Annotated in this window: 22 protein-coding genes; 13 read left to right on the plus strand and 9 right to left on the minus strand. The window is 63.6% G+C overall.

What is annotated here, in order from left to right; translation table 11 throughout:
• Window positions 1-155: 155 nt before the first annotated feature.
• The 5 genes from SO140_RS29665 to SO140_RS29685 all read right to left on the minus strand — a co-directional run bounded on the left by SO140_RS29665 (window position 156) and on the right by SO140_RS29685 (window position 9,225).
• On the minus strand, window positions 156-1,538 hold the full coding sequence (locus SO140_RS29665) for a tetratricopeptide repeat protein (protein ID WP_449383432.1): 1,383 nt from the start codon (window positions 1,536-1,538) through the stop codon (window positions 156-158).
• A 49-nt stretch (window positions 1,539-1,587) separates the two neighbouring features.
• Entirely contained in the window at window positions 1,588-4,290 is a 2,703-nt protein-coding gene (locus SO140_RS29670; RefSeq protein ID WP_474798283.1) for an AAA family ATPase, read from the minus strand.
• A gap of 47 nt (window positions 4,291-4,337) precedes the next feature.
• Window positions 4,338-4,796: a hypothetical protein gene (locus tag SO140_RS29675; RefSeq protein ID WP_449383434.1), complete on the minus strand. Its 459-nt coding sequence runs from the start codon at window positions 4,794-4,796 to the stop codon at window positions 4,338-4,340.
• Window positions 4,797-5,272: 476 nt separating this feature from the next.
• Window positions 5,273-7,675: a TonB-dependent receptor gene (locus tag SO140_RS29680; protein ID WP_498543522.1), complete on the minus strand. Its 2,403-nt coding sequence runs from the start codon at window positions 7,673-7,675 to the stop codon at window positions 5,273-5,275.
• A 182-nt stretch (window positions 7,676-7,857) separates the two neighbouring features.
• Window positions 7,858-9,225, minus strand: a complete 1,368-nt coding sequence (locus SO140_RS29685) for a histidine kinase (RefSeq protein WP_474798279.1) — start codon at window positions 9,223-9,225, stop codon at window positions 7,858-7,860.
• A gap of 192 nt (window positions 9,226-9,417) precedes the next feature.
• On the opposite strand from SO140_RS29685, the gene SO140_RS29690 reads away from it, so the two are divergent.
• Both SO140_RS29690 and fghA read left to right on the plus strand, forming a co-directional pair.
• Entirely contained in the window at window positions 9,418-10,038 is a 621-nt protein-coding gene (locus tag SO140_RS29690; RefSeq protein ID WP_449383437.1) for a response regulator, read from the plus strand.
• Window positions 10,039-10,114: 76 nt separating this feature from the next.
• Window positions 10,115-10,960 (plus strand): S-formylglutathione hydrolase, encoded by an 846-nt coding sequence (gene fghA / locus SO140_RS29695; protein ID WP_449383438.1) that lies wholly within the window; start codon window positions 10,115-10,117, stop codon window positions 10,958-10,960.
• A gap of 228 nt (window positions 10,961-11,188) precedes the next feature.
• On the opposite strand, the gene SO140_RS29700 is transcribed toward fghA, so the two are convergent.
• Window positions 11,189-11,785 carry a DUF3280 domain-containing protein gene (locus SO140_RS29700; RefSeq protein WP_498543519.1) on the minus strand — a complete coding sequence of 199 codons (597 nt, stop codon included), beginning with the start codon at window positions 11,783-11,785 and terminating at the stop codon, window positions 11,189-11,191.
• A gap of 36 nt (window positions 11,786-11,821) precedes the next feature.
• Between SO140_RS29700 and SO140_RS29705 the strand changes: the two genes are divergently transcribed.
• The 6 genes from SO140_RS29705 (at window position 11,822) to SO140_RS29730 (ending at window position 16,699) form a co-directional block, all read left to right on the plus strand.
• The gene (locus tag SO140_RS29705; RefSeq protein ID WP_474798276.1) at window positions 11,822-13,018 is read left to right on the plus strand and encodes an ABC transporter substrate-binding protein; all 1,197 of its coding nucleotides are present in this window, start codon (window positions 11,822-11,824) and stop codon (window positions 13,016-13,018) included.
• Entirely contained in the window at window positions 13,003-13,995 is a 993-nt protein-coding gene (locus SO140_RS29710; protein ID WP_449383441.1) for a YVTN family beta-propeller repeat protein, read from the plus strand. Before SO140_RS29705 ends, SO140_RS29710 begins: the two co-directional genes overlap by 16 nt.
• On the plus strand, window positions 13,992-14,801 hold the full coding sequence (locus tag SO140_RS29715) for an ABC transporter ATP-binding protein (RefSeq protein WP_474798274.1): 810 nt from the start codon (window positions 13,992-13,994) through the stop codon (window positions 14,799-14,801). Before SO140_RS29710 ends, SO140_RS29715 begins: the two co-directional genes overlap by 4 nt.
• On the plus strand, window positions 14,798-15,649 hold the full coding sequence (locus tag SO140_RS29720) for an ABC transporter permease (protein ID WP_254111427.1): 852 nt from the start codon (window positions 14,798-14,800) through the stop codon (window positions 15,647-15,649). Before SO140_RS29715 ends, SO140_RS29720 begins: the two co-directional genes overlap by 4 nt.
• Entirely contained in the window at window positions 15,646-16,260 is a 615-nt protein-coding gene (locus SO140_RS29725; protein WP_449383444.1) for a hypothetical protein, read from the plus strand. The genes SO140_RS29720 and SO140_RS29725 overlap by 4 nt, the downstream gene beginning before the upstream one ends.
• 136 nt (window positions 16,261-16,396) lie before the next feature.
• Entirely contained in the window at window positions 16,397-16,699 is a 303-nt protein-coding gene (locus SO140_RS29730; protein ID WP_449383445.1) for a copper-binding protein, read from the plus strand.
• A gap of 18 nt (window positions 16,700-16,717) precedes the next feature.
• Here SO140_RS29730 and SO140_RS29735 read toward each other — a convergent pair whose 3' ends face one another.
• Entirely contained in the window at window positions 16,718-17,278 is a 561-nt protein-coding gene (locus SO140_RS29735; RefSeq protein ID WP_474798271.1) for a PQQ-dependent catabolism-associated CXXCW motif protein, read from the minus strand.
• 52 nt (window positions 17,279-17,330) lie between these two features.
• A complete protein-coding gene (locus SO140_RS29740) occupies window positions 17,331-18,215 on the minus strand; it encodes a substrate-binding domain-containing protein (RefSeq protein ID WP_449383447.1) in 885 nt (294 codons plus the stop codon).
• A gap of 144 nt (window positions 18,216-18,359) precedes the next feature.
• On the opposite strand from SO140_RS29740, the gene SO140_RS29745 reads away from it, so the two are divergent.
• Both SO140_RS29745 and SO140_RS29750 read left to right on the plus strand, forming a co-directional pair.
• Window positions 18,360-19,286 carry a quinoprotein relay system zinc metallohydrolase 2 gene (locus SO140_RS29745; RefSeq protein WP_474798269.1) on the plus strand — a complete coding sequence of 309 codons (927 nt, stop codon included), beginning with the start codon at window positions 18,360-18,362 and terminating at the stop codon, window positions 19,284-19,286.
• A gap of 49 nt (window positions 19,287-19,335) precedes the next feature.
• Entirely contained in the window at window positions 19,336-20,160 is an 825-nt protein-coding gene (locus SO140_RS29750) for a quinoprotein dehydrogenase-associated SoxYZ-like carrier (protein ID WP_449383449.1), read from the plus strand.
• A gap of 143 nt (window positions 20,161-20,303) precedes the next feature.
• Here SO140_RS29750 and SO140_RS29755 read toward each other — a convergent pair whose 3' ends face one another.
• Window positions 20,304-20,663: a hypothetical protein gene (locus tag SO140_RS29755; protein WP_254104406.1), complete on the minus strand. Its 360-nt coding sequence runs from the start codon at window positions 20,661-20,663 to the stop codon at window positions 20,304-20,306.
• 85 nt (window positions 20,664-20,748) lie between these two features.
• Here SO140_RS29755 and SO140_RS29760 point away from each other — a divergent pair, with 85 nt between their 5' ends.
• Genes SO140_RS29760 through SO140_RS29770 form a run of 3 tightly spaced genes read left to right on the plus strand, consistent with a single transcriptional unit; the run spans window position 20,749 to window position 23,187 of the window.
• On the plus strand, window positions 20,749-21,729 hold the full coding sequence (locus SO140_RS29760; RefSeq protein ID WP_474798295.1) for an ABC transporter substrate-binding protein: 981 nt from the start codon (window positions 20,749-20,751) through the stop codon (window positions 21,727-21,729).
• 2 nt (window positions 21,730-21,731) lie between these two features.
• Complete coding sequence (locus tag SO140_RS29765; protein WP_449383451.1) at window positions 21,732-22,469, plus strand: ABC transporter permease; 738 nt, start codon at window positions 21,732-21,734, stop codon at window positions 22,467-22,469.
• Window positions 22,459-23,187, plus strand: coding sequence for an ABC transporter ATP-binding protein (locus SO140_RS29770; RefSeq protein WP_474798266.1), 729 nt, complete (start codon window positions 22,459-22,461; stop codon window positions 23,185-23,187). The genes SO140_RS29765 and SO140_RS29770 overlap by 11 nt, the downstream gene beginning before the upstream one ends.
• The last annotated feature ends 5 nt before the right edge of the window (window positions 23,188-23,192 follow it).

A 23,192-nucleotide genomic window follows, 5' to 3' on the forward strand; every position in this document is an offset into this window, starting at 1 on the left:
GGAGATGTCGCAGCCCGGCCGAACAAGGAGATGGCCAATAACGAAAGCGCTTGACACCAATCGCCCCATACAAGTCCTTTGCCCCTCAGCTGCCTTTCTCCGTGAAGCCTGAAGGTCTGCTTTTCGGGGACGGAGCCGACCAATCCATTGGCCGGTTAAGGTGATGCCGGTCGCTGGGTGGGATCCGGCCACGGAGAAGGGCCTGCTGTCTCAGTCTCCGCCGTTTCCAGCAGGATCACGCGTGGTACCGGTTTGAGGCCCGCCGAAATGCTCTTGGCCAGCTCCGCTGCGCTGGTCTTGACGGCAGGTTGGAGGAAATCATCCAGTCGCTGAAGGTTGGCATCTTGCCGCCCGAGCTCTTTCGCAACCGTGTAGTAAGCGTAGGCCTTGGTGTAGTCTCGCGCTGTCCCGGCACCGTCGTGATAGGCCCGAGCAAGCCAATAATGGCAATAGGCATTTCTGAAAGACGCGCAAAGCTGGAGCAATTCAAACGAGCGCTTGGTGTCGAACCACGGCGCCTCCCGCGCGTATCTGTAGACATAAGCGAGCTCCCCGAGAGCGTAGACCGAGTGCCCTTGCTTATAGGACCGCTCGAACCACTTGATCGATTCCGGCAAATCCTCGCCTTCCCGATAGCCATATCGGTCTCTGAACCACCGCGCGAGCGTGAGCTGTGCACCTTCAAACCCCGCATCCGCCGCGCGTCGCAAATAGTCGATCGCCTTCGCGGTGTCGCGGGTAAGCCCGCCCCGCCCGGTATTGATGCAGTATGCGAATTGCGTCATGGCGATGAGCTCGCCACTGTCCGCCGCTCTGCGCAGGAGGTCGACTGCCTTGACGGTATCGTACGTGCCGCCAAATTCGCCGCTGACGTATCCGGCAGCAGCAAGCCGCATCGCGTACGGCTCGCCAGCCGCCACCGCGTCATCGATCAACTTCCGTCCCGCCGTCTCATCCTTGGGCAAGCCGCCCGCGCCCGAGAAGAGTATGCGCCCGAGCACGCTGCCGGCCTGACGATGTCCCCCGGCAGCGGCCTCGCGCAGCAACGCTTCCGCGTCGCGCGTCTGGTCGGTCGAATTTGGTACCAGCAGGGCGAGCGCCGTGACGAATTGAACGTTCGGGTCGCTTGCGGTCGCCGATCTCAGGATATCGATCGCCTTCGTCCAATCATAGCGATAATAGGCGCCGAGCGCTGCCGTGAGCTTCGGCTGGTCGTCTGCAGCAGAGTTTCGAAAGGTCGACCGGTCGACGTTGACCGTGATCTGATTGGCGATGCTGGGTCTACTGACCTCATCGTCCCAGAAAAACGCGGCGCGCCGCGTTGCTGCGCAGCCCGGGGTCGACGCGTTGCTGCAATCGGCAGGCTTGGCCCAGTTGCCCAGCGGAATTGCCGCTTCGGGACCCATTAGACCCACGAGAAGCCAGCTCGCGAAAAGAACTGCTGTCACTTGCGGCCAGACAAGCCACGCGCGACGGTACCAGGGATCGTACTGCCAGAAGGCGACATGCAGGGCCGCTGCCCGGCCAATCGCTGTCATCTGATTTTTCCGTTCTAGTTCCATCCCGGGGCCATTGCTTCGTTTACGGCTATGCCACGTCCTGATTGACCAGCTCAACGGCGAGGAACTTGAGCGCATCGGCGATGGGAATGAAGAAATTGATGCTCACGCTCACCCCCGAGATGGTTAGTCCGGCAACGCTTGCAGCGACGACATTGCCGAACCGGTCCACCAACGGTCCCCCACTGTTGCCGGGATGAATGGCAACGTCGCTTTGCATGAGCGAAAGATCGTTTTCGGTGCGATAGGCGCTGACGATGCCTTTGGTTATGGTCGTCGAATATTTCTCATCGCGCGGCGTCCCGACCGCATAAACCTCGGAGGCGACCTCAGGAAGGTCAAGCTGCAGCGGCAGCGCGGTCATTCCCGATTCATTTACTTTGACCAGGGCGATGTCCCTCGTCTTGTTCGTTCGCACCACTTCGCCGGGCAGCTGACGGCCGGTTGTAAGCTTGACCGTCACGAACTTGTTCTCGGTTACCACGTGGTGGTTGGTCAGCAGATATCCATCCTTGGAGATGAAAAAGCCGCTACCGTGAGCCCCGTCAATCTTGACCGTGACAACGGCGGCCTGCAGAGCGGATGTGCCCTCCGACAGTGGGGTGACCGAGCGGGAGAGCGCGGGAATCTTGACGAGGTTATCGCTGATCTTCTCCGGCACGGTCTCGCGATATCCGGAAATCTGGATCGCTGCCTCAATGTCCGCCATGGCGAGCTGACGCACGTCCTCCGAGGGGTCGTGCGCAATGCGCGTGGCCTGGGCCTCACGCGCGCGCTCAAGCAGCGTTCGCATCTCGCGCGCTTGCCCCCAGGACTTGTTGCGCATGCCCGCCTTCAGCCACGGACCAAGGCTGGACTCGAGATTATCCGGCAATACGAAGTTTTGTCGTTTGGCCATCACCCGTAGAATCGCGACGAGCTCGTTTGCGGCATAGGGCGGAAACTCGATCGTCTTGGTAAAGCGGCTGGAGAGGCCCGGATTGCTATTGATGAAGCGCTGCATCTCATTCGGATAACCCGCGACGATCACGACGATGCGGTCGCGATTGTCCTCCATGAATTTGAGCAACGTATCGATTGCCTCCTGGCCGAAATCGTTACCCGGTCGCGCAAGCGAATACGCTTCATCGATGAATAGGATGCCATCGAGCGCTTCCCTGCATTTGTCGAGCGTCTTGGCGGCGGTTTGACCAATGTAGCCCGCGACGAGACCCGCGCGGTCAGTCTCGACCAGATGACCTTTTCGCAGCACGTTGAGTGAGCGATAGATCTCGCCGAGCGCGCGCGCGACCTCGGTCTTCCCCACTCCGGGCGGGCCGGTAAATACCATGTGCCGGCTGATGGGCGCGACGACCAGCCCCTGCTCGCGGCGCAAGCGCTCGACTTCAAGCGCCGACGTGAGCCTGTTCACCTCCTCCTTGACCGACTCCAGCCCGACCATCTGTTCGAGGCGGTCCAGCGCCTGATCAAGGGTACGTTCGGGGTGGATCGTGGCCGCAACCTTCAGCCTGCGCCCGGTGCGTGGCGCCAGATGGTCAGGCGCAGAAGAAGGCACCAACGCGTGTTCAACGACGATCGGAGCCGGAGTTGGCATGGCCGGCACGGGCGGAGGTGCCGGCGGCGGGACGTGCATTCGGACCAAAGGCACGCCTACGCTTTCGAAGTCGACCATTTCGACCTTGCTTATGTCAGCGGTCGGATCGGCGGCCACGCGCAAGGACTGGGCTTCGCACGCCCTATCGATAAGGTTGCGCATCTCGCGAGCGTTGCCCCAGCCCTCGCTTCTCCACTGGGTATCGATCCAGGGGATAAGGCTTTGCTCGAGCACGTCGGGCAACTCCACGTGTAGTCGCCTGGCCATCAATCGCAGGATCGCAGCAAGCTCTTTCGGCTCATAGGCCGGGAATTCGATGGTCCTGTTGAAGCGGCTCGCCAGGCCCGGATTGGTGGCGATGAAACGACGCATTTCATTGGGGTATCCGGCGGCGATCACCATGATGCGGTCGCGGTTGTCCTCCATGAACTTGATCAACGTTGCGATCGCCTCGTGGCCGAAATCCTTGCCTTCGCCGGCGAGCGAGTAGGCTTCGTCGACGAAGAGGATGCCGTCGAGTGCCTCCTTGCACTTGTCCAGCGTCTTCATGGCCGTCTGCCCGATATAACCTGCGACCAGATCGGCGCGCTGCACCTCCACCACATGTCCTTTGCGCAGCACTTTGAGCGAGCGATAAATCTCCCCCAGGGCGCGCGCGATCTCGGTCTTGCCGACGCCGGGCGGCCCGGTGAACACCATGTGCCGGCTCACCTTCGCCACGGGTAAGCCCTGTTCACGGCGCTTGCGCTCGACCTCGATGCCGGCCAGCAGCTTGTTGACCTCCTCCTTGACGGAGCTGAGGCCTATCATCTGATCGAGTTCGTCGAGCACCTCGTCGGCGCTGCGGACGGTTAGGGCCGGAGAATCCACGTTCAGCCGACGCCCGGGCGTATAGCCCTCCCCGACGGGGACCAATCCGAATCCGGTGGGGTCGGTGCCGAGCCGCATCGCCACGTAGGTCAGCGCGAACCCGGCCACCATGATCAGAAGCACGGCACCGATCGTGAGCGAGTTCACCCATGTCAATGCGCTGAATGGACCGGATCTCGGATTGAGAATCCACTGGGTGCCGACCGCGGCCACCATCATGGCGATACACATGCCGACCATCGGATGGTTGCGAAAGAAGTTTTTCATTGTCGGCAATTCCCGATCACGGTGTCGAGCTCACCCATCTTGGGCATTCATGGGCACGGGTTGCGAACCTGCCACCTCACGTTAACGGAATAAGTGCCGTTGACGTCGTGAACACCCCCGGGCCTCAGGTAGAACCCCACCTGGTCCGCCTCGCCGACCAAGGTAAGAACACCGCGGCCCGCGGGATAAGGCGCGGGATAGGGAATGGCGATGCGCTGAGGTGTAGTGGTGAGCTTGATCGGCGGCGACAGATATTGTCCCGAACGGACACGCACCATGCCACCATGCCCACTCGGTCGTTGCGTCAACGTAACCCATGCCAGGGGCACCTTGCAGTTCTTCGCGTCATCCACCGCGGCTTTCGTTGTTCCCGGATCGAGGGTGGGAAGGGCTGCATTGATGTCGGCTGGTACAAGCACTTCCAGAGTGGATTCCTCACCAATGGCAGCCGGCTTGTCGCGAGTGAGGCTTGGCAATACCACGACGGCGGCTATTCCGGCGGTCACGAGCGCGCCAGCAATTCCAATCAGTGCGCCCCGAGAGGAACCAGGCTTCTTGCCACGAGGCGGCTCCTGACGTGGAGCCCGGTCTTGCCCGCTGGGCGCGCCCTCGGAACCCTCATGTTGTGCATCTGGCTCACTCATGTTTCGGGCGTTCGTTCATTGCCGGGGCCAAGAGATTATGGTCGACGGCTGACGTGACGACAACCCTGATTCGGGGAGGCGCATACTGAACGACGTCACGTGCGCTTCCTCCCATCATCGTGTTTCGTGCCAGTTTTCGTTCCTGACAGAGGGAAGCTCGTGGTTAAGCTTTTGTCACAAAGCTACGGCGTGAAACGTGCGTCAGGTCACGCATCCGTTTCGGGGGCGGCTTCCCCTCTTGTCATCAGGCGATGATATTCGAGCCGCCGCGACTCAGAGCGGCGATGACGCTCGCGGGTCTAGCGGAAGGACATTAGGGATGATCGAAACCCGCAGCCCTAGAACGTCGCGCGCAGTCCGGCATAGAACGCCCGCGGCCTTGCCGGGCTCAGCGAGCGCGGGTCGGTGAAGTTGGCGCCGCCGTTGGTGAAGTTGGGCACCGCGGTGGTATCGAAGAAAGTGCCATAGGTCGCGTAGCGATTGTCGAAGATGTTGTCGATCTTGCCGTAGACTTGGATGTTCCTGGTGACCTGATAGGACGTGTGCAGGTTGAACACGGCGTAGGATGGCAGCTTCGAGGCCTGGTTGGATTCATCGCCGACCAGATACTGGCTCGACACGAAAAGCGCATCGCCGCCGACCTTCCAGGCGTCGGTGACTGCATAATCGATACCGACCTTGACGCGGTGACGCGGCACGGCCGGGATCTGGTTGCCGGGAACGACCTGGATGGTTTCGGTGGCCGGATCGGCAAACGGGCTGTTGGACGAAAGCGTGAGCGCATCGAGGAAGCGCGCGTCGACGAAGGCGTAGCTCGCATGGAACTGGAGCGCTGCCGATTTGAGGTTGACCTCAGCCTCGAGCCCCTGCCGGCGCGTCGCGCCAACGTTCTGGAAGAAGCCAAAGCCCTGCCGTCCCGCCACCGGCAGGCCCATGATGTCGTCATAATTCGTGGCGCGGAAACCGCCGATCTTCCAGCCGAACGTGCCGATGTTCAATTCCTTCGTGCCGCGGAGGCCCGCTTCGATCGTCTTCGACACGACCTGCTTGAGGGGCGGGTCGGAGACCAGGAAGGACGCGATAAGGCATGGGTTGTTCGGGTCGGCGCAGCCGAGCTCGAGCGGCGTCGGCACGCGGTTGGCCTCCGAATAGCCAGCATAGGCGGTGAGCTCCGACGTGATCTTGTAGGTGCCGCCGATGATCGGATTGAAGCGATCGTAGGTGTGATCGCCGTTGAGATCGATACCGAGCTGGTCCTCCAGCGTGACACGAGCGTGGTTGAAGCGACCGCCACCGGTGATCGCGAAGGCATCCGTCACGTTGAAGGTGTCGAGCGCGTAGAGGCCGGTGTACTGATTGACTGATCGCAGCGACACCGGGCCCATCTCACCGGTGTCGGGCGTGCCCGATTTCCCTAAGAAAATTCCGCTGCCGGCGACGACATAGTCCGTGCCGATGGTCCCGAGCTCGGCCGTGGCGTTGAAGCGCGTGACGCTGGCATCGAAGCCTGCGCCGACCACGAAGCGGTTCTCGTGATCGAACAGCCTGTCGGTGTTGGTCGCCTGCCCGGACACGCCGAATGTAGTCGATCGCGTCGTCGTCCGGTCGATCTCGCCGAGCAGAGTTCCGGGCGCGAAGGGGTTGGTGAGTTGGGCGCCGTTCAAGCCGTTGGCCGGCGTCGTGTCATCGCCAAAGCAGAGCAAGCCGGCAGCGGCGCATTCCTGCACGCTGGTGGGATTGCCGTCGACCACCCGCTGCTCGAACACCCGCGCATGCGCGGTGCCCTCGAAGGTCCAGGTCGGCGTCGCCTCGACCTTGCCGGTCAGGTTGACGTAGCCGACGCGGTTGTTGGTAGTCTGCGGGGTCGTGTAGGTCGCGCCCCAATATTGCTGGAGCAGCTCGGCGGGAACGGTGGCGGATGCGCCAAAATTGTTGTTGGCGACGCCCATATTGACGTGAAATTCGCTGTCCCCGCCCTTGTAGCCGACATCGCCGTAGAAACGGCGCACGTCCGATTGCGAAAAGTTGCGGAAGCCGTTGTCGTGCAGACCTTCGAGCGCGGCGTAGACGGCATAGTTGGTGTCGACCTGCTTGCCCCATTGCGCCGAGCTCTGGATGCGGCCGAACGAGCCACCCATGGTGTCGATCTCGGCGCCCTGGTAGGTAAAGCCGTCCTTCATTTGCAGGTTGACCGCGCCGCCGAGTGCATTGAGGCCGAAGGCGGGATTGTTGGTCACCACGGTGACCGAGCGGATCGCGGCGGTCGGGATCAGGTCCCAGTTGACGCTGTCGGCAAAGGCTTCGTTGATGCGAACGCCGTTCTGGTAGACGGCAAGCCCCTGTGGCGTGCCGACAATGGGCGAGGCGACGAAGCCGCGAAACTCGACATTGGGCTGGAATGGATTGCCGCTCACCTCGGAGATGTTCACGCCAGCCACGTTGTCGCGCAGCGCGTCGGTGACGTTCAGCGAGCCGGTACGCTTGATCTGGTTGGCATCGATGGCGTTGATGCTGGAGGGAACCTTGTCGACGTCGAGGCCCTTCGCGTTGCCCGGGGCGGTCGGATAGACGTAGATGCGGCTGCGGGGACGGCTCGCCACGCGCGTTGCGGGGCGCGAGGGGGCGCGGCGGGCACTCGGCTCCGGAGCGACCACCTCGACCGGCGGCAGGTTCTGGACATTGGTGTCCTCATCCTGCGCCGCTATGCCGGCGTCAGTCCACAGCACCAGCCCCGTCGACATCGACGCGATCAACAGCCTTCGCACGCCCATCCCCTGCCTTCCCATTCCCAAGCGTCGGCTGTTTTGAACGTCGCCGATTGCGGGAGTGAAGTGTAGTCGACGGCGAGTAACGCGCCAGCTACAAAAGGTCGGGCGCCATCGGCACCATATTTCCCGACAGAATCGGGAATTATTCCCGATCCTCAACCTGCCGCCGTCGGGATCAGCGCCTCCACCGTCACGCCACCCTCGCTGGATGCGACGTTGAGCGTTCCACCGAGCGCGAGAATCCGCTCGCGCATGCCGACGAGACCGAAGCCGAGCTTCTGGCCCTCCTCCATGCCGTGGCCGTTATCAGAGACCCGCACGCGCGCGCAGCCACGCCCCTCGCGCGCACCGCCCGGCTGCTCGGCCGGCTCGATCGTGACGTTCACCGCGGTTGCGCGAGCGTGACGGAACACGTTGGTCAGCGCCTCCTGCACGATCCGGTAGATGGTGAGATCGGCGGTCTCGCCGGTGACCCCAAGTGCCGGCGAGATCGTGGTTTCGATCCTCACGTCGGGATGCGACTCCCGCCATAGCCGCGACAGCGCTTCAAGCGCCTGCCGCAGGCCGAGCTCGGCAAGGCCGACCGGCCGCAGGCGCTCGAGGACGCGGCGGTTGAACTGCTGGAGCGCGTTGACCTGCTCCAGGATCGCGCTGCCATGCTTGCGGACGGCATCGGCGCTCAGCTCACGCGCCTCAGAGAGCTTTGCCAGCGCGCTCGCATGCGCGCGCAGCGAAAACAGATAGGGCCCGAACTCGTCGTGCAGCTCGCGCGCGATCTCCTTGCGTTCCCTGTCCTGGAGCGACACCGCGCGCTCGGCAAGGCGGCGCTTCTCCTCGACCGCCTCCCCCAGCGTTGCCGCGAGGTGGTTGAGCCGGGTGCAGATCGCAGCCAGCTCCGGCGCTCCCCCGGGCGCCACGCGCGCATCATAGCGGCCGGCTTCCAGCGCGATCATGACCTGCGAGAGGGATTCGAGCGGTCTTAGTGCGCGGCCGACCACCGTCATGATCACCAGGAACAACGCCAGCGCGATGGCCGAGCCGATCTCGAGTTGGGTCAAGATGCCGTCCCAGATCTCGGCGATCTCGTCATTGGGATGCGAGGTAATCACCAGCGAGCCTGGATTGCCGTGAATCGAGACGGGAACGCTGACCGCGGTCTGCTCGGGATGAACCAGGCTGACGAACCAGGCCGGCGGCGCGCGTGCGTCATCATCGTCCTCACCCGTGCGCGGCGGCGTCAGCGCGTTGCCGTTGGCATCGCGCAGGGCGATGCTGATGTGGCGCTGCCGGTTGAGGTCGTGCGCGATCTGGTTCAGCTTGGCGTCGGGATCCGGCGCCTCCTTCAGCTCGGCGACGATCATCTCGATGAACTCGCGCGCCAGCCGGATCACGCTCTGGTCCTCTGCCTGGACGCGCGGCCCCGCCTCCGCAACCTGCCGCGCGATGTTGACGCCAAGCCCCAAAGCCAACACGAGCGCCAGCAGGAGATTGATGCGCCCGCGCAAGGATAACTTTTGCCACATTGCTTCCGCCCCCTGCCCGCGAAGTTCGTTCATCGGGAGCGTTGACATGACCAAAGCGCCCGATATCTAATCCGGACCGTACAGCAATCTCGGCCGGGTTGCATGGTCCGACGCGGAACGTTCATTGCGAGCGACCTTTGGGCTCATGCGACGCAAAACGAAAGGCGCGAATGGCTGTCGCGGGGAACGCCTATGCGCATTCTGATCGTTGACGATCATCCTATCGTCGCCTCCGGCTGTCGTGCGGTGCTGGCCGACGAAGGCGAGATCGATATTCTGGAAGCCGCCGACGCCGAAAGCGGCGAGTGCGTGTTCATCGTCGAGCGCCCCGACATCTGCGTGATCGACATCAACCTGCCGACCGTCTCCGGCTTCGAGCTCGCGCGGCGCATCCTCGATCGCGCGCCCGATGCCGGCATCATCATGTTCAGCATGAACGACGATCCCGCCTTCGCCGCGCGCGCCATCGAGTGCGGCGCGAAAGGCTACGTCTCCAAGACCGGCGACCCCAACGATCTCGTCGAGGCGATCCGCGCCGTCGGCAAGGGCGAAACCTATTTGCCGAGCGCGATCGCCCGCAGCATTGCCTTCGCCGGACCTCAGCTCGCGCAAAATCCGCTTTCGAAATTGAATGCGCGCGAGATGGAAATCCTGCGGCTGCTCAGCGCCGGCAAGAGCCTTTCGGAGATCGCCTGGCTGGTGCAATCCTCCTACAAGACGGTCGCCAACACTTCCTCGATCATGCGCCAGAAGCTCGGGGTGAAGACCTCGGTCGAGCTGGTGCGGCTGGCGATCGACAGCGGCGTCGCCTGACGAAGCGCGCCTTCGCAAAATTTCGGTCACATATGCGTTGCAATCTTGATGTGGTGACGCCACGGAGTTTTTCGGCATGACGATCCAGACTGTTTCGACCAACAAATCCTACGGCGGCGTGCAGGGCGTGTATCGCCATGCGAGCAGCGCGACCAAGACCGACATGACCTTCTCGGTCTATGTGCCGCCGCATCAGGACGGCGCAAAGCTGCCGGTGGTCTGGTATCTGTCCGGCCTCACCTGCACGCATGCCAACGTCACCGAGAAAGGCGAGTTCCGCCGCGCCTGCGCCGAGCTTGGATTGATCTTCGTCGCGCCCGACACCAGCCCGCGCGGCGCTGATGTGCCCGGCGATCCCAACAACGCCTATGATTTCGGTCTCGGCGCCGGTTTCTATGTCGATGCGACCGAGGAGCCGTTCGCGCGCAACTATCATATGTGGAGCTACGTCACCGACGAATTGCCGCGGTTCGTCGCGGAGAAGTTTCCAGTGGATGCCAAGCGCCAGTCGGTGATGGGTCACTCGATGGGCGGCCACGGTGCGCTGACGGTCGCGCTGCGCAATCCGCATCGCTATCGCGCCGCCAGCGCCTTTGCGCCGATCGTCGCACCCTCGCAAGTACCCTGGGGCACCAAGGCGCTGACCGGCTATCTCGGTCCCAACAAGGATACCTGGCGCGCACACGACACCGTCGCGCTGATCGAGGACGGCGCGAAATATTCGGGCTTTCTGGTCGACTACGGCGATGCCGACAATTTCCTGACCGAGCAGCTTCGGCCGGAGCTGCTGCAAGCCGCGTGCACCAAAGCGAACATCCCGCTGACGCTGCGGCGACAGCCGGGCTACGATCACAGCTACTACTTCATCTCCACCTTCATGAGCGACCATCTGCACTGGCATGCGGCAAGATTGACGGCGTGAGCTCACCTTCTCCTCAGCCTCTCCCCGTTCTAGGCAGAGCTCTCGCATTTGATGTGAAAGCTTGAGGCGCTGAGGCTTCCACATCGTCATGGCCGGGCTTATCCCGGCCATCCACGCCTTACCTGCAGCACAAAGAACGTGGATGCCCGGGACAAGCCCGGGCATGACGACCTCGTCGATGCTCATATGCGATTCCCCTGCCGCAAGCGGGGAGAGGCGAAGAGACCGCTACTCCGGCTTGCCGTAGTTCGGCGCGAGCAGGCGGTTGCGGATCAGGTAGCTCATGGCGCGGGACCAGGATTCGTCGGTGTTGCCGCGCATGTCGGCGCTGGCCGCCGTCACGAGATTTCCGGTGTGCACGTCGCGCACGTAAATGTTGAGGTTGAGGATCAGGTTCGAGACCTTCTGCACCACGCCGGTGATTTCGAGATCGGCCCCCAACTGCCCCGCCAGCTTGACGTCACAACCGCCGCAGGACTGGAGGTTGCTATGCCGCGCCGCGTCACTCACCGGCGCGATATCCACGACCTGGAACTTGCCGGACTGTGCCAGTTCCTTGCGCAACTGATCGCCGATGCGCAGCATGCGCTCGTTCTCCGGCTTCGATCCGTAGAACTCCCCGGGCAGGCTTGTGTCGATCAATTCAAAATCAAACACCGCAAGCTTCGGCGAATCGGCGAACGCGGACGTACCAGTCGACACAAATAAGGCGGCCGCCAATAGCGCTCGCATGATCGTGACCTGCTCCTTCTCATCGCGACGACGAAATGCGGGGTTGCAAGCTAAGCCAAATCGGTCATGTTTCAAGGCGGGAAATGCCTCCACCGATACCTAAGCCGGGGAGGACGACAAGGAGGAAACATGATCCGATGGTTGGTCGGCCTGATCGGCGCCAGTCTTTTTGGCGTTGGTCTTGCGGCAACGCAGGCGCTCGCGGCCGAGCCTACCGAAATCGGGATCGGCTATCTCGGCGTCGCCGGCACCAAATCGACCCTGTCGCTGGTCGAGCAGCCCGCGGAGAATGACGGTGTCGCCGGCGCGCGGCTTGCGATCGAGGACAACAATACCACCGGAAAATTTCTCAACCAGCGCTTCAAGCTCGAGGAGCATCGCCTGAAGGAAGGCGAGGATTCGGTCCAGGCCGCGGCCGCGCTTGCCGAGCACAACGGTTTCATCATCGCCGACCTGCCGGCGGACGCGCTACTGAAAGTCGCCGACGGCGTGCGCGATCGCGGCACGCTGCTGTTCAACGCCGGCGCGATCGACGAGCGGCTGCGCGAGGCCGATTGCCGCGCCAATGTCATCCATGTGGCGCCGACACGCGCGATGCTGGCGGATGCGCTCGGGCAATATCTGGTGTGGAAGCGGTGGTCGCGCTGGCTGCTCGTGGTCGGCTCGCATGATGAGGACAAGCTCTATGCCGATGCGCTGCGCCGCGCCGCGACGCGGTTCGGCGCCAAGATCGTGCAGGAGCGTACCTTCGAGGACACCGGCGGTGCGCGCCGCACCGATAGCGGCGTGACGCTGATCCAGCGCCAGATGCCCGTATTCACGCAGCAGGCTCCGGCCTACGATGTGCTGGTCGCGGCCGACGAGAGCGAGGTGTTCGGCGCCTACCTGCCTTATCGTACTTGGGACCCCCGTCCGGTCGCAGGCTCCGCCGGCCTCGTGCCGAGAAGCTGGGACGCGGCGCAGGACCAATGGGGCGCCACACAGATGCAGAACCGTTTCATGAAGCTGAACATGCGCCGCATGACGGCGCTGGACATGCAGGCCTGGACCGCGGCGCGCATGATCGGCGAAGCGACCTCGCGCACCAATTCCGGTGACGTCAAGAAAGTCACCGATTTCATCAAGGGGCCGGATTTTTCCGTTGCCGCCTTCAAGGGAACGCGGCTGACCCTGCGCGACTGGAATTTGCAGCTCCGCCAGCCCATCCTCCTGGTCGACGGCCGCATGGTGGTGTCGGTATCGCCGCAGGAAGGCTTTTTGCACCAGGTCTCCGAGCTCGATACGCTCGGCTATGATCGCCCGGAGAGCAAATGCAAGTTGAAGTGAGGACGACGACGATGCGCATGTGGGGTGTTGGCCTGCTCTCTGGACTGGTGCTCGCGGCCGCGCCCGCCCATGCGTTCATCGCCTATATCTCCAACGAGAAGAGCAACACCGTCAGCGTGATCGACACCGAGAGCTGGACGGTGACCAAGACCATCAAGGTCGGCCAGCGCCCGCGCGGCATCGAGTTCACGCGCGACGGGAAATTCGTGATGGTCGCGGTCGGCGACGACGACACCATCCAGGTGATCGACGCCAAGACGCAAGGGATCGTCGACACCCTGCCCTCCGGCCCCGACCCCGAACTGTTCACCCAGGATGCGAGCGGCAAGGTGCTCTACGTCGCGAACGAGAACGACAATACCGTGACCGTGATCGATCTGGAGAAACGCGCGCGGATCGGCGACATCCAGGTCGGCGTCGAGCCCGAGGGCATGACGATCAGCCCCGACGGCAAGACGCTGATCAACACGTCCGAAACGACCAACATGGCGCATTTCATCGACACGGATTCGCGCCAGATCGTCGGCAACGTGCTGGTCGACGCGCGCCCGCGCTTTGCCGAGTTCAAGCACGACAGCTCGGAGCTCTGGGTCTCCTCGGAGATCGGCGGCACCGTCTCGATCATCGATCCGAAAAAGCGCGAGGTGATCGGCAAGGTTACGTTCGAGATCCCTGGTTTGCGGCGCGAGGCGATCCAGCCGGTCGGAATCGGCATCACCAAGGACGACAAGACCGCATTCATTGCACTGGGACCGGCGAACCGCATCGCCGTTGTCGACACCGCCACGCGCAAGGTGACGAAGTACCTACTGGTCGGGCAGCGGGTCTGGCACATGGCGTTCACGCCGGATGAAAAATATCTCCTCACCACCAACGGCGTGTCCAACGACGTGTCGGTGATCGACGTCGCCGCGCAAAAGGTGATCAAGACCATTCAGGTTGGCGAATTGCCCTGGGGCATTACGATCGCGCCATGACGACACCTGCACCCATCGTCGCCTCGACCGAAAGCGCGCCGCGACCCGCCCCGGCCGCGGTGCCGGCACTCTCGATCGACGGTATCAGCCATGCCTATGGGGCGCGCCGTGCGCTGATCGACGTCTCCTTCACGGTTGCGCCCGCGAGCTTCACGGCGCTGCTTGGCCTCAACGGCGCGGGCAAGAGCACGCTGTTCTCGCTTGTTACGCGGCTGTTCGGAATCCAAACCGGCCGCGTCGGCATTTTCGGCCATGACATCAGCCGAAACCCGGGCGAGGCGCTGCGGCTGCTAGGCGTCGTGTTCCAGCCGCGCACGCTCGACCTCGATCTGTCCCTGACGCAGAACCTGCTCTATCACGCCGCGCTCCATGGCATCAGCCGGCGCGAGGCTGGCGCGCGTAGCGCCGAGCTGCTCGGCCGCATCGGGCTTGCCGATCGCGCCGGCAACAAGGTGCGTGATCTCTCGGGCGGGCAGATGCGGCGGCTCGAGATCGCGCGTGCGCTCCTGCAGCGGCCGCGCCTGTTGCTGCTGGACGAGCCGACCGTCGGCCTCGACGTCAAGGCCCGCGCCGACATCATCAGCCATGTCCGCCAGCTCGTGACCGAACAAGGCATCGGCGTGCTCTGGGCCACGCATCTGTTCGACGAGATCACGGCCAGCGACGACCTCGTCGTGCTGCACCAGGGCAAGGTGCTGGCGAAGGGACCGGTCAGCCGCGTGATCGCCGAAGCCGGCGCGCAGGACGTCAATTCCGCCTTCATGCGCCTCACCGGGGCGCAGACGATGCCTGGAGGCGGCGCATGAGCAGCATCACTACGCGCGACGCCACGCCGCGCGGCTTCCCGCTCTCGGCCTACATGACCTGCCTCACCGGCATCGTCTGGCGCGAAGGCCTGCGCTTCCTGCATCAGCGCGAGCGTTTCGTGTCGGCCCTGGTGCGGCCTCTGGTCTGGCTGTTCATCTTCGCCGCCGGCTTTCGCCAGGTGCTCGGCATCTCCATCATCCCACCCTACGAGACCTACATCCTCTATGAGGTCTATATCGCACCCGGGCTGATGGCGATGATCCAGCTCTTCAACGGCATGCAGTCCTCGCTCTCGATGGTCTATGACCGCGAGATGGGGAATATGCGTACGCTCCTGGTGAGCCCGCTGCCGCGCTGGTTCCTGTTGTTCTGCAAGCTGCTCGCCGGCACCGCGGTCTCGCTCTTGCAGGTCTACGCGTTCCTGGTCATTGCCTGGGCCTGGGACATCACGCCGCCGCCACTCGGCTATCTCACGGTGTTGCCGGCGCTGGTGCTGTCCGGTCTGATGCTGGGATCGCTGGGGATGCTGATCTCCTCCGGCATCAAGCAGCTCGAAAATTTCGCCGGCGTGATGAACTTCGTGATCTTCCCGATGTTCTTTGCCTCATCGGCCCTCTATCCGCTGTGGCGCGTGCAGGAAGGCAGCCCGTATCTCTATTACGTCTGCCAGGCCAACCCGTTCACCCATGCGGTCGAACTGATCCGCTTTGCACTTTATGGGCAAATCAACTGGATCTCGCTGGCGGTGGTCGCGACCTGCACAATCGTCTTCATGATCGGCGCGATCTATGCCTATGATCCGTCGCGAGGGCTGGCGCGGCGCGGGCCCGCGGGAGGCGAAGGATGAGATTTCGGATCGTGACCATAGCCGCCCTGACGCTCGCGGCATCGACCGCGGCCTCGCGGGCGGCCGATCCGCGCTATCCCGACTGGCCCTGCACGCAGGCAAAAGTCCCGGAAGTCTCGCTCGCCGCGGTCTGGGCCGGCCCGCCGCTCGACGACGTCCAGGACAAGTGGAAGGACAATGCCAAGGTGAGTGCGCTGGTATCGAAGCTGGCAGCGCGCAAGACGCCGCTGGATGACGCCGAAAAATCCGTGAAGGAGTTTTTGGCGAGCTCCGCCTCCGACAAGACCACGAACGCAAAGCTCCTGTTCGCCGGCCTGTTCGACACGCTCAATGCCCAGCGCTCCTCGGTGATGAATGGGCTCGAGCGAGTCAGTCGCAAGCAGCGCGAGGCCGCCGACAAGGTCCGCGACGACACCATCGAGCTCCAGAGCCTGCAGAGCGCTACCCCACGCGACGACGCCAAGATCGACGCGCTGTCCAATCAGCTGATCTGGGAAACCCGCATCTTCGAGGACCGCCGCAAGGTGGTGCGCTTCGTCTGCGAGGTGCCGACTGCCATCGATCAGCGCCTGTTCGCGCTCGGACGCGTGATCCAGCAGGAAATGGAATAGTCAGCCTCGCTGACGCCTGTGCGCACAAGGTTCCCGCTGGCCGGCGGGAACCGTGGACCTTTGCCATACTGTGGGCCGGAACCAAATCTATTTAAGATCTCTTGTCGAAGTGGATTCTAGACGTCGGGAGGCCTCGATGGGAACAGCAAAACTCCTTCTCGCCAGCGCTGCGGCCATCGGCATGCTCGCGTCGGCGGCCGTCGCCGAAGACAACATGAACGGAATGATCACCAAGATCGACCGGCTCAACAGCACTATTTCGATCCAGGAGGTGCAGGGCGGCACGGTCGGCGCCAATGGCGGTGCGACTGGCCCGGTGCAAGAGTTCAAGGCCAAGGATGCAGGCATGCTCGAGAGCGTCCATGCCGGTGATCGCGTGAGCTTCTCCACCGACGCCAACGGCTCCAAAACCATCACCAAGCTGCAAAAGGCGAAGTAGCGGCGCCTCGCGCGCCGGCTATTTGCCCTCGTCCGGCCGCGGCTCCGGCTGCGCTTCTGATGTCATGAGCCTGGCGCGTTCCCAGCCGTCGGTGCCCTCGGGATACCAGGCAACGTTGGCGTAGCCAAAGGCGAGCGCGCGCTTGGCCGCGTTCCACGACATCCAGCAGTCGGCGAGGCAGTAGATCACCAGCAGCGCCGATTTGCTGCCGTGCGAGGCGCGTTCGAGGCCACGGCGGAAATAGTCGTCCATCGCGGGCGGCAGCGCGCCGTAGCCGGTGTCCGGCAGCCAGATGCTGCCAGGGATGTCAAAGCGCGGCGTATCGCGCCAGACCGTCCCCGCGGGAAGATTGGGCTTCGGCGGACGCGGCATCACGTCGATGAAGGCGCCGCTCTTCTCATGCCAGATCGCCTCCGCCTCCGCCGTCGTCAGCACGCGCGCGCCGGCAAGCGTCGCCGGCACCGGCGCGCGGTAGTTATCGGTGCGATAGCCCTCCGGCTCGAACGGCTCCTGCTGCTGCGCGAGCGCCGGCGCCAGAAGCGTTGCGACAACGAGCGCAGCGGCAAGATGCCGCCTCATGGCGATATGCTCATGTCGATTTCGTCACGGCGATTTCGTCATTGCGATTTCGTCATTGCGATTTCTTGGCGGTCTCCGCACCGAGCGGGCGATCGCTCTCATCAAGCAGAGGCACGCCGAAATCGACCAGGATCTTGTTGATCTCGGCCTGATTCTCCTGGATTAGCCGGTTGAGCTGCCGCTTCCAGTTCTGGTCGGGGGGACGCACGCCCATGCCGATGCGATAGACGAGCTTCGGCCCGGTGGTTTCCTTCACCAGTGGGGTGACGTGGAGCGGCTGCGCGGCCTTCTTGGCGTAGAAGCCGGCCATCGGGCCCCACAACACGCCGGCGTCGATCGTGCCGGCAGTGAGATCGTCAACCATCGCCTGCGCCGAATTGTCGAAGCGCGTGTCAATCATCAACGGATAGGGCTTTGCGTTCGCCATCAGGCCCGCGATCGCCATGTTGGTCGCCGGCGGGGTGCCCGCGATGATGCCGATATGCTTGCCCTTCAGCCGCTCGTCCTCGAGCGTATCGACGTCCTCGAGCCCGCTGCCAGGCTTGGCGACGAGCGCATAGGAGGTGCGGTAATAGGGATTGGTGCCCTGGACGAGATCGTCACCTTGCGGAAAGCCCATGATGACGTCGCAACGATGCGCGCCCAGCGTCATGCGCACGAAACCCGTCGCCTGCGGGAAGAAGACGTAGTCGAGCTTCTTCTGGAGTTTCTCGGCGAAGAATTCCGCGAGCTTGTTCTCGAAACCTTCGCCTTTCTCATTTGAAAATGGCAGGTTGCGCGGATCGGCGCAGACGCGCAGCACTTTGGGATCGACCAATTCGAACGAGAGATCGCCGCTGTCAGTGGTCTGCGCACGCGCGACGCCACCAGCGACAGATAGTGCAGCAATCGCCAACAGCGAAAACAACCAGCGACGATGTCGTCCGGCCTCCGTCATCGCGCTTCCTCCTGGTTTCTTGATTGAATGCTATCCATGGATCACTTTACGCGCCATGGTTGGCGAAGTTTCTGGATGACTTCGCTTGATGACTCGACTTGTTGCAGTGCAATGCCGCGCGATGTTCGGAACTGAGGCGTAAAGATGGCGCATGTCGCTCGGCTGATCGCGGTGCTAGCCCTGTTGGGGCTGTCGACGCTAGCACGCGCAACCCCACCTGAATTGCCTGTGAGCGAAGTCGCCCCCGGAATTTTCGTGCACGCCGGGTCAATTGCCCTGATGAATTCCGAGAACGAGGGCGCCATCGCCAATGTCGGCTTCATCATCGGCAAGGACGCGGTCGCGGTGATCGACACCGGCGGCAGCGTCCGCGAGGGCGAAGCACTCCTCGCCGCCGTGCGGGCGCAGACCGACAAGCCAATCCGCTACGTCATCAACACCCACGGCCATCCCGACCACGTCTTCGGCAACATGGCCTTCGCGCGCGACGGCACGATCTTCGTCGGCCATGCGAAACTCCCGCAGGCGCTTGCAACACGCGGGCCGTTTTATCTGGACAGTTTCCGCCGGACCATGGGCAGCGAGCTGATCGATCCCGTCAAAATCGTGCCGCCGACGCTGCTCGTCACCGATACGCTGCGGCTCGATCTGGGGTCGCGCAGTCTCATCCTGAAGGCGTGGCCGGCTGCGCACAGCGACAACGACCTGACGGTGTTGGACGAGGCGAGCAAAACGCTGTTTGCCGGCGATCTCGTCTTCCTGCGCCATGTTCCCGTGATGGACGGCAGCATCCGCGGGTGGCTCGCGGTGCTTGGGCAGGTCGAAAACCTGCCCGCGCAGCGCGTCGTTCCCGGTCACGGTCCCGTGAGCGACTGGCCCGCAGCGCTCGCCGACGAGCGTCGTTATCTCGAAACCCTGCTCGCCGACGTCCGCTCGCTCAACCAAAAGGGCGAGTCGATCAGGGCGGCTGCGGACAAGGCGGGCGCAAGCGAGCGTGGGCGCTGGCAATTGTTCGACGACTACAATGCCCGCAACGCAACCGCAGCATTTTCGGAAATTGAATGGGAGTAGCAGGAGCGCTACGCTGCCGCCCTGCTTCGTCACCGCGAGAGCCGCGCGCATGATCAAACATTCGCTTTGCCTGACCTTTGCGGCCGCACTGCTCGGCATGGCCCTCGCGGCACCGCCTGCGCGCACGGAAGAGGCTTATGATCCCTGGCCGGGTCTCGTGCAGGACATCTTCAACAACCGTCCGATGAACGACGGCAATGACGTCATCGGCATCGAGATGCCATATCGGGCGGAAGATGCGGCCATCGTGCCGGTCACGCTGCGCGCAAAGCTTTCGCCCGGCGACAACAGGCGCATCCGCGCGATCACGCTGGTGATCGACCGCAACCCGGCACCGATGGCCGCGAAGTTCGAGCTCGGGCCAGATGCCAACGTGTCGGAGATCTCAACGCGCGTGCGCGTCAACAACTATACCGACGTCCATGCGGTCGCCGAGCTCAGCGACGGGCAGCTCTACGTGAGCAAGACCTATGTGAAAGCGTCCGGCGGCTGCTCCGCACCGGCGGCGAAGAACGCCGAGGAAGCCAAAAACCGGCTCGGCCAGATGCGCTACCGGCAATTCGCGCGAGCGGACGAAGCGCCCGCCAGCCGGATCCGCGAGGCACAGATCATGATCGGCCATCCCAACAATTCCGGCTTGCAGATGGATCAGGTCACGCAACTCTACATTCCCGCCTTCTTCGTCAACCAGCTCGGGCTCTGGCAGGACGACAGCCTCGTGCTGGCGGTGGAAGGCGGCATCTCGATCTCGGAAGATCCCAACATCCGCTTCACCTACGTCTCCAACGGCGCAAAGCATTTTCGCGCAGAGGCGACGGATACGGACGGGCACGTGTTCCGGAACGAATGGGATGTCGAGAAGCCGGGGATGTGATTGGCCCATTACGGGACGCCGAACCCGCCTCTCGTCATGGCCGGGCTTGTCCCGGCCATCCACGCCTTACCTCACGGCACAGAGAACGTGAATGCCCGGGACAAGCCCGGGCATGACGACTACGGTACGCATCTGCTCTAGAACTAAAAACACCTCACCTCGGCTTCGGCCTGGGCGCGCCTCAAATCGTTGACGGCTGATGTCGCCTGCTCGGAGGTGCGAAACTGAGTGCCGAGGTTTCCACGTACCTGCGACATGCTGAGCGCGGTTTCGGCGGTGACATATCGTTCATAGGGCACGATCGAGGCGACGACGTCGATCGAGCAGGAGCATTGTTCGATCGCCTGCCGGGTCTCACCATTGGCCTTCATACAACCATAGACGTATTCGGCACGCGCCGCGGTCGGATAATCATTGGCCTCTTCGGCCCGCGCGGCCATCGCGGTGGCGGCTAGCACGGCCAGAGCGGCGACAATCGGTCGTAGCTGTCGTGCTGAGATCATCTCCGTCCTCCCGTGGTTGCGATGGAAACTATGCTATGCCTATTGTTCTGAAAAGCACACGTCTTAAGGAAATGGCCTGGAAGTGATGGGACGCCTGGTTCGAACATTGGCCGTATCGATTGCTCTCGCGCTGACGCAAGGCGGAACCAGCCATGCTGCGGACACAATCCGCCTCGCGGTGCAGAAAACCGGGACATTCTCCTGGGAACTGTCTGCGATCCGCGACCAGGGCCTCGACAAGGCCGCCAATCTCTCGCTCGAGGTTACCGAGCTTGCGAGCACCGAGGCCGGCAAGATCGCGATGCGCGCCGGCAATGCCGACATCATGCTGTCGGACTGGCTATGGGTATCACGTGAGCGCGCGCTCGGCGCCAAGCTCACCTTCTATCCCTATTCGAGCGCGCTCGGCGCGGTGATGGTGCCGGCCACCTCGCCGATCAAGACGCTTGCGGATCTGAAGGGCCGCAAGCTCGGCGTCGCCGGCGGCGCCATCGACAAAAGCTGGCTGCTGCTACAGGCGCGGATGAAGCAGGACGGCATCGATCTCAAATCGGACGCGAGCATCGTCTATGGCGCGCCGCCGCTGCTCGCCGCCAAGGCGCTCGACGACGAGATGGATGCGAGTCTCAATTTCTGGAATTTCTGCGCCCAGCTCGAGGCCAAGGGCTTTCGTCGCCTCGCCGGCATCGAGGAGATCTTGCCGAAGCTTGGCGCCAAGGGACCGGTCGCCGCAGTCGGTTACGTCTTCGACGAAGGCTGGGCCGCGAGCCATCGCGACCTGTTGGCGCGCTTCATCGCGATGACGCGCAAGGCCAAGGAGCTGCTGACGACCTCGGATGCGGCATGGGAGAAGGTCGCGCCGCTGACCGGCACCAGCGATCCCGTCCTGCTCCAGGCCTATCGCAGCCGTTATCGCGACGGCATCCCACACCGGAGCATCGATGACGAAGAGGCCGATGCGCGCGTGCTCTATCGCGTGCTAGCCGAGGTCGGCGGCCGCGAGCTGGTCGGGCCGGCACCGGAGCTCGATCCCGGGACCTTCTATCATGCACCAGGCGGAGACTGACGTTGCTGCGTCTCGTCTCGTTTGCCCTATTCCTCGCGATCTGGTGGATCGCTGCGCTGTTCGTCGGCGGCGCAAAGCTACCCTCGCCGCCTGCAGTGCTCAACGTGATGATCGCGGAAGCGAGCTCTGGCGCCCTGTTCCTGCATCTCGGCGCGACGCTGGCGCGCGTCACGCTGGCCTTCGTGCTGGCGATGTCGCTCGGCAGCGCAATCGGTTATCTCATGGGCCGCAACAGGCTCGCCGACCGGCTCGGCGATCCCTGGCTGATCCTGCTGCTCAACCTGCCCGCGCTGGTCGTGATCGTGCTGGCCTATATCTGGGCTGGCCTTACCGAAGCCGCCGCGATCGCGGCGATCGCCATCAACAAGCTGCCGACCGCGGTCGTCACCCTGCGCGAGGGGACGCGGGCGCTCGACCGCTCGCTCGACGAGATGGCGACGGTGTTTGCGATGTCGCGCTGGCGCACCTTTCGTCATGTCGTGCTGCCGCAGCTTGCGCCCTTTGTCGCCGCTGCCGCGCGCTCCGGCCTGTCGCTGGTCTGGAAGATCGTGCTGGTCGCCGAACTCCTGGGACGGCCGAATGGCGTCGGCTTCGAGATCGGCGTCGCCTTCCAGCTTTTCGACACCCCGCGCCTGCTCGCCTATTCGCTGAGCTTTGCGGCCGTCGTGCTCGTCATCGAAACCCTGCTGGTGCAGCCGTTTGAAATCCGCTCAACCCGGTGGCGGCCCCGTGCGGCTTGAAGTCGACATTTTAGGCAAGACCTTCACGAGCGTGGCGGGCGGCACGCACGAGGTGCTCGCGCCGGTCAAGTTCTCGCTCGGTGCCGGCGAGGTCGGCGTCCTCGTCGGCCCGTCCGGCTGCGGCAAGAGCACGATGCTGCGCATCATCCTGGGTCTCGACCGCGATTTCCAGGGCGACATCCGGCGCCCGCCGAACGCGCGCATCGGCATGGTGTTCCAGGAGCCGCGGTTGTTGCCGTGGCGCTCGGTCGAGCAGAACGTGCGGCTGGCGGCGCCCGAGGTCGACGACGTCAAGCTTTCCGAACTGTTCAAGATCCTTGAGCTGGAAGCCCATCGCAGCCACTATCCCGGCGAATTGTCGCTCGGGCTTGCGCGTCGCGTCGCGCTCGCCCGCGCTTTCGCCGTCGAGCCCGACCTGCTGGTGCTCGACGAACCCCTGGCCTCGCTCGACGACGCGCTGGCCCACCGCTTGCGCGAGGAGATCGCCACGCTGGTCGCAAGCCGGCCGGTGATGACGCTCCTGGTCACGCACAGCCTGGACGATGCGGTGCGCCTCGGCGACCGCCTGTTCTTCCTCTCGCCGCGGCCTGCGCGGATGCTGGCCGAGGTGCCCATCGGAATCCCCCGTGGCGCGCGGGGCGAGGCCGAGATCGCCGCGATCAAGGCCGGCCTCGCGCGGCGAACGCAGGGTGAGCGCGCCGGGCGCGATGCCTCATAGGCGGC

The sequence above is a fragment of the Bradyrhizobium sp. UFLA05-108 genome, from assembly GCF_059803455.1.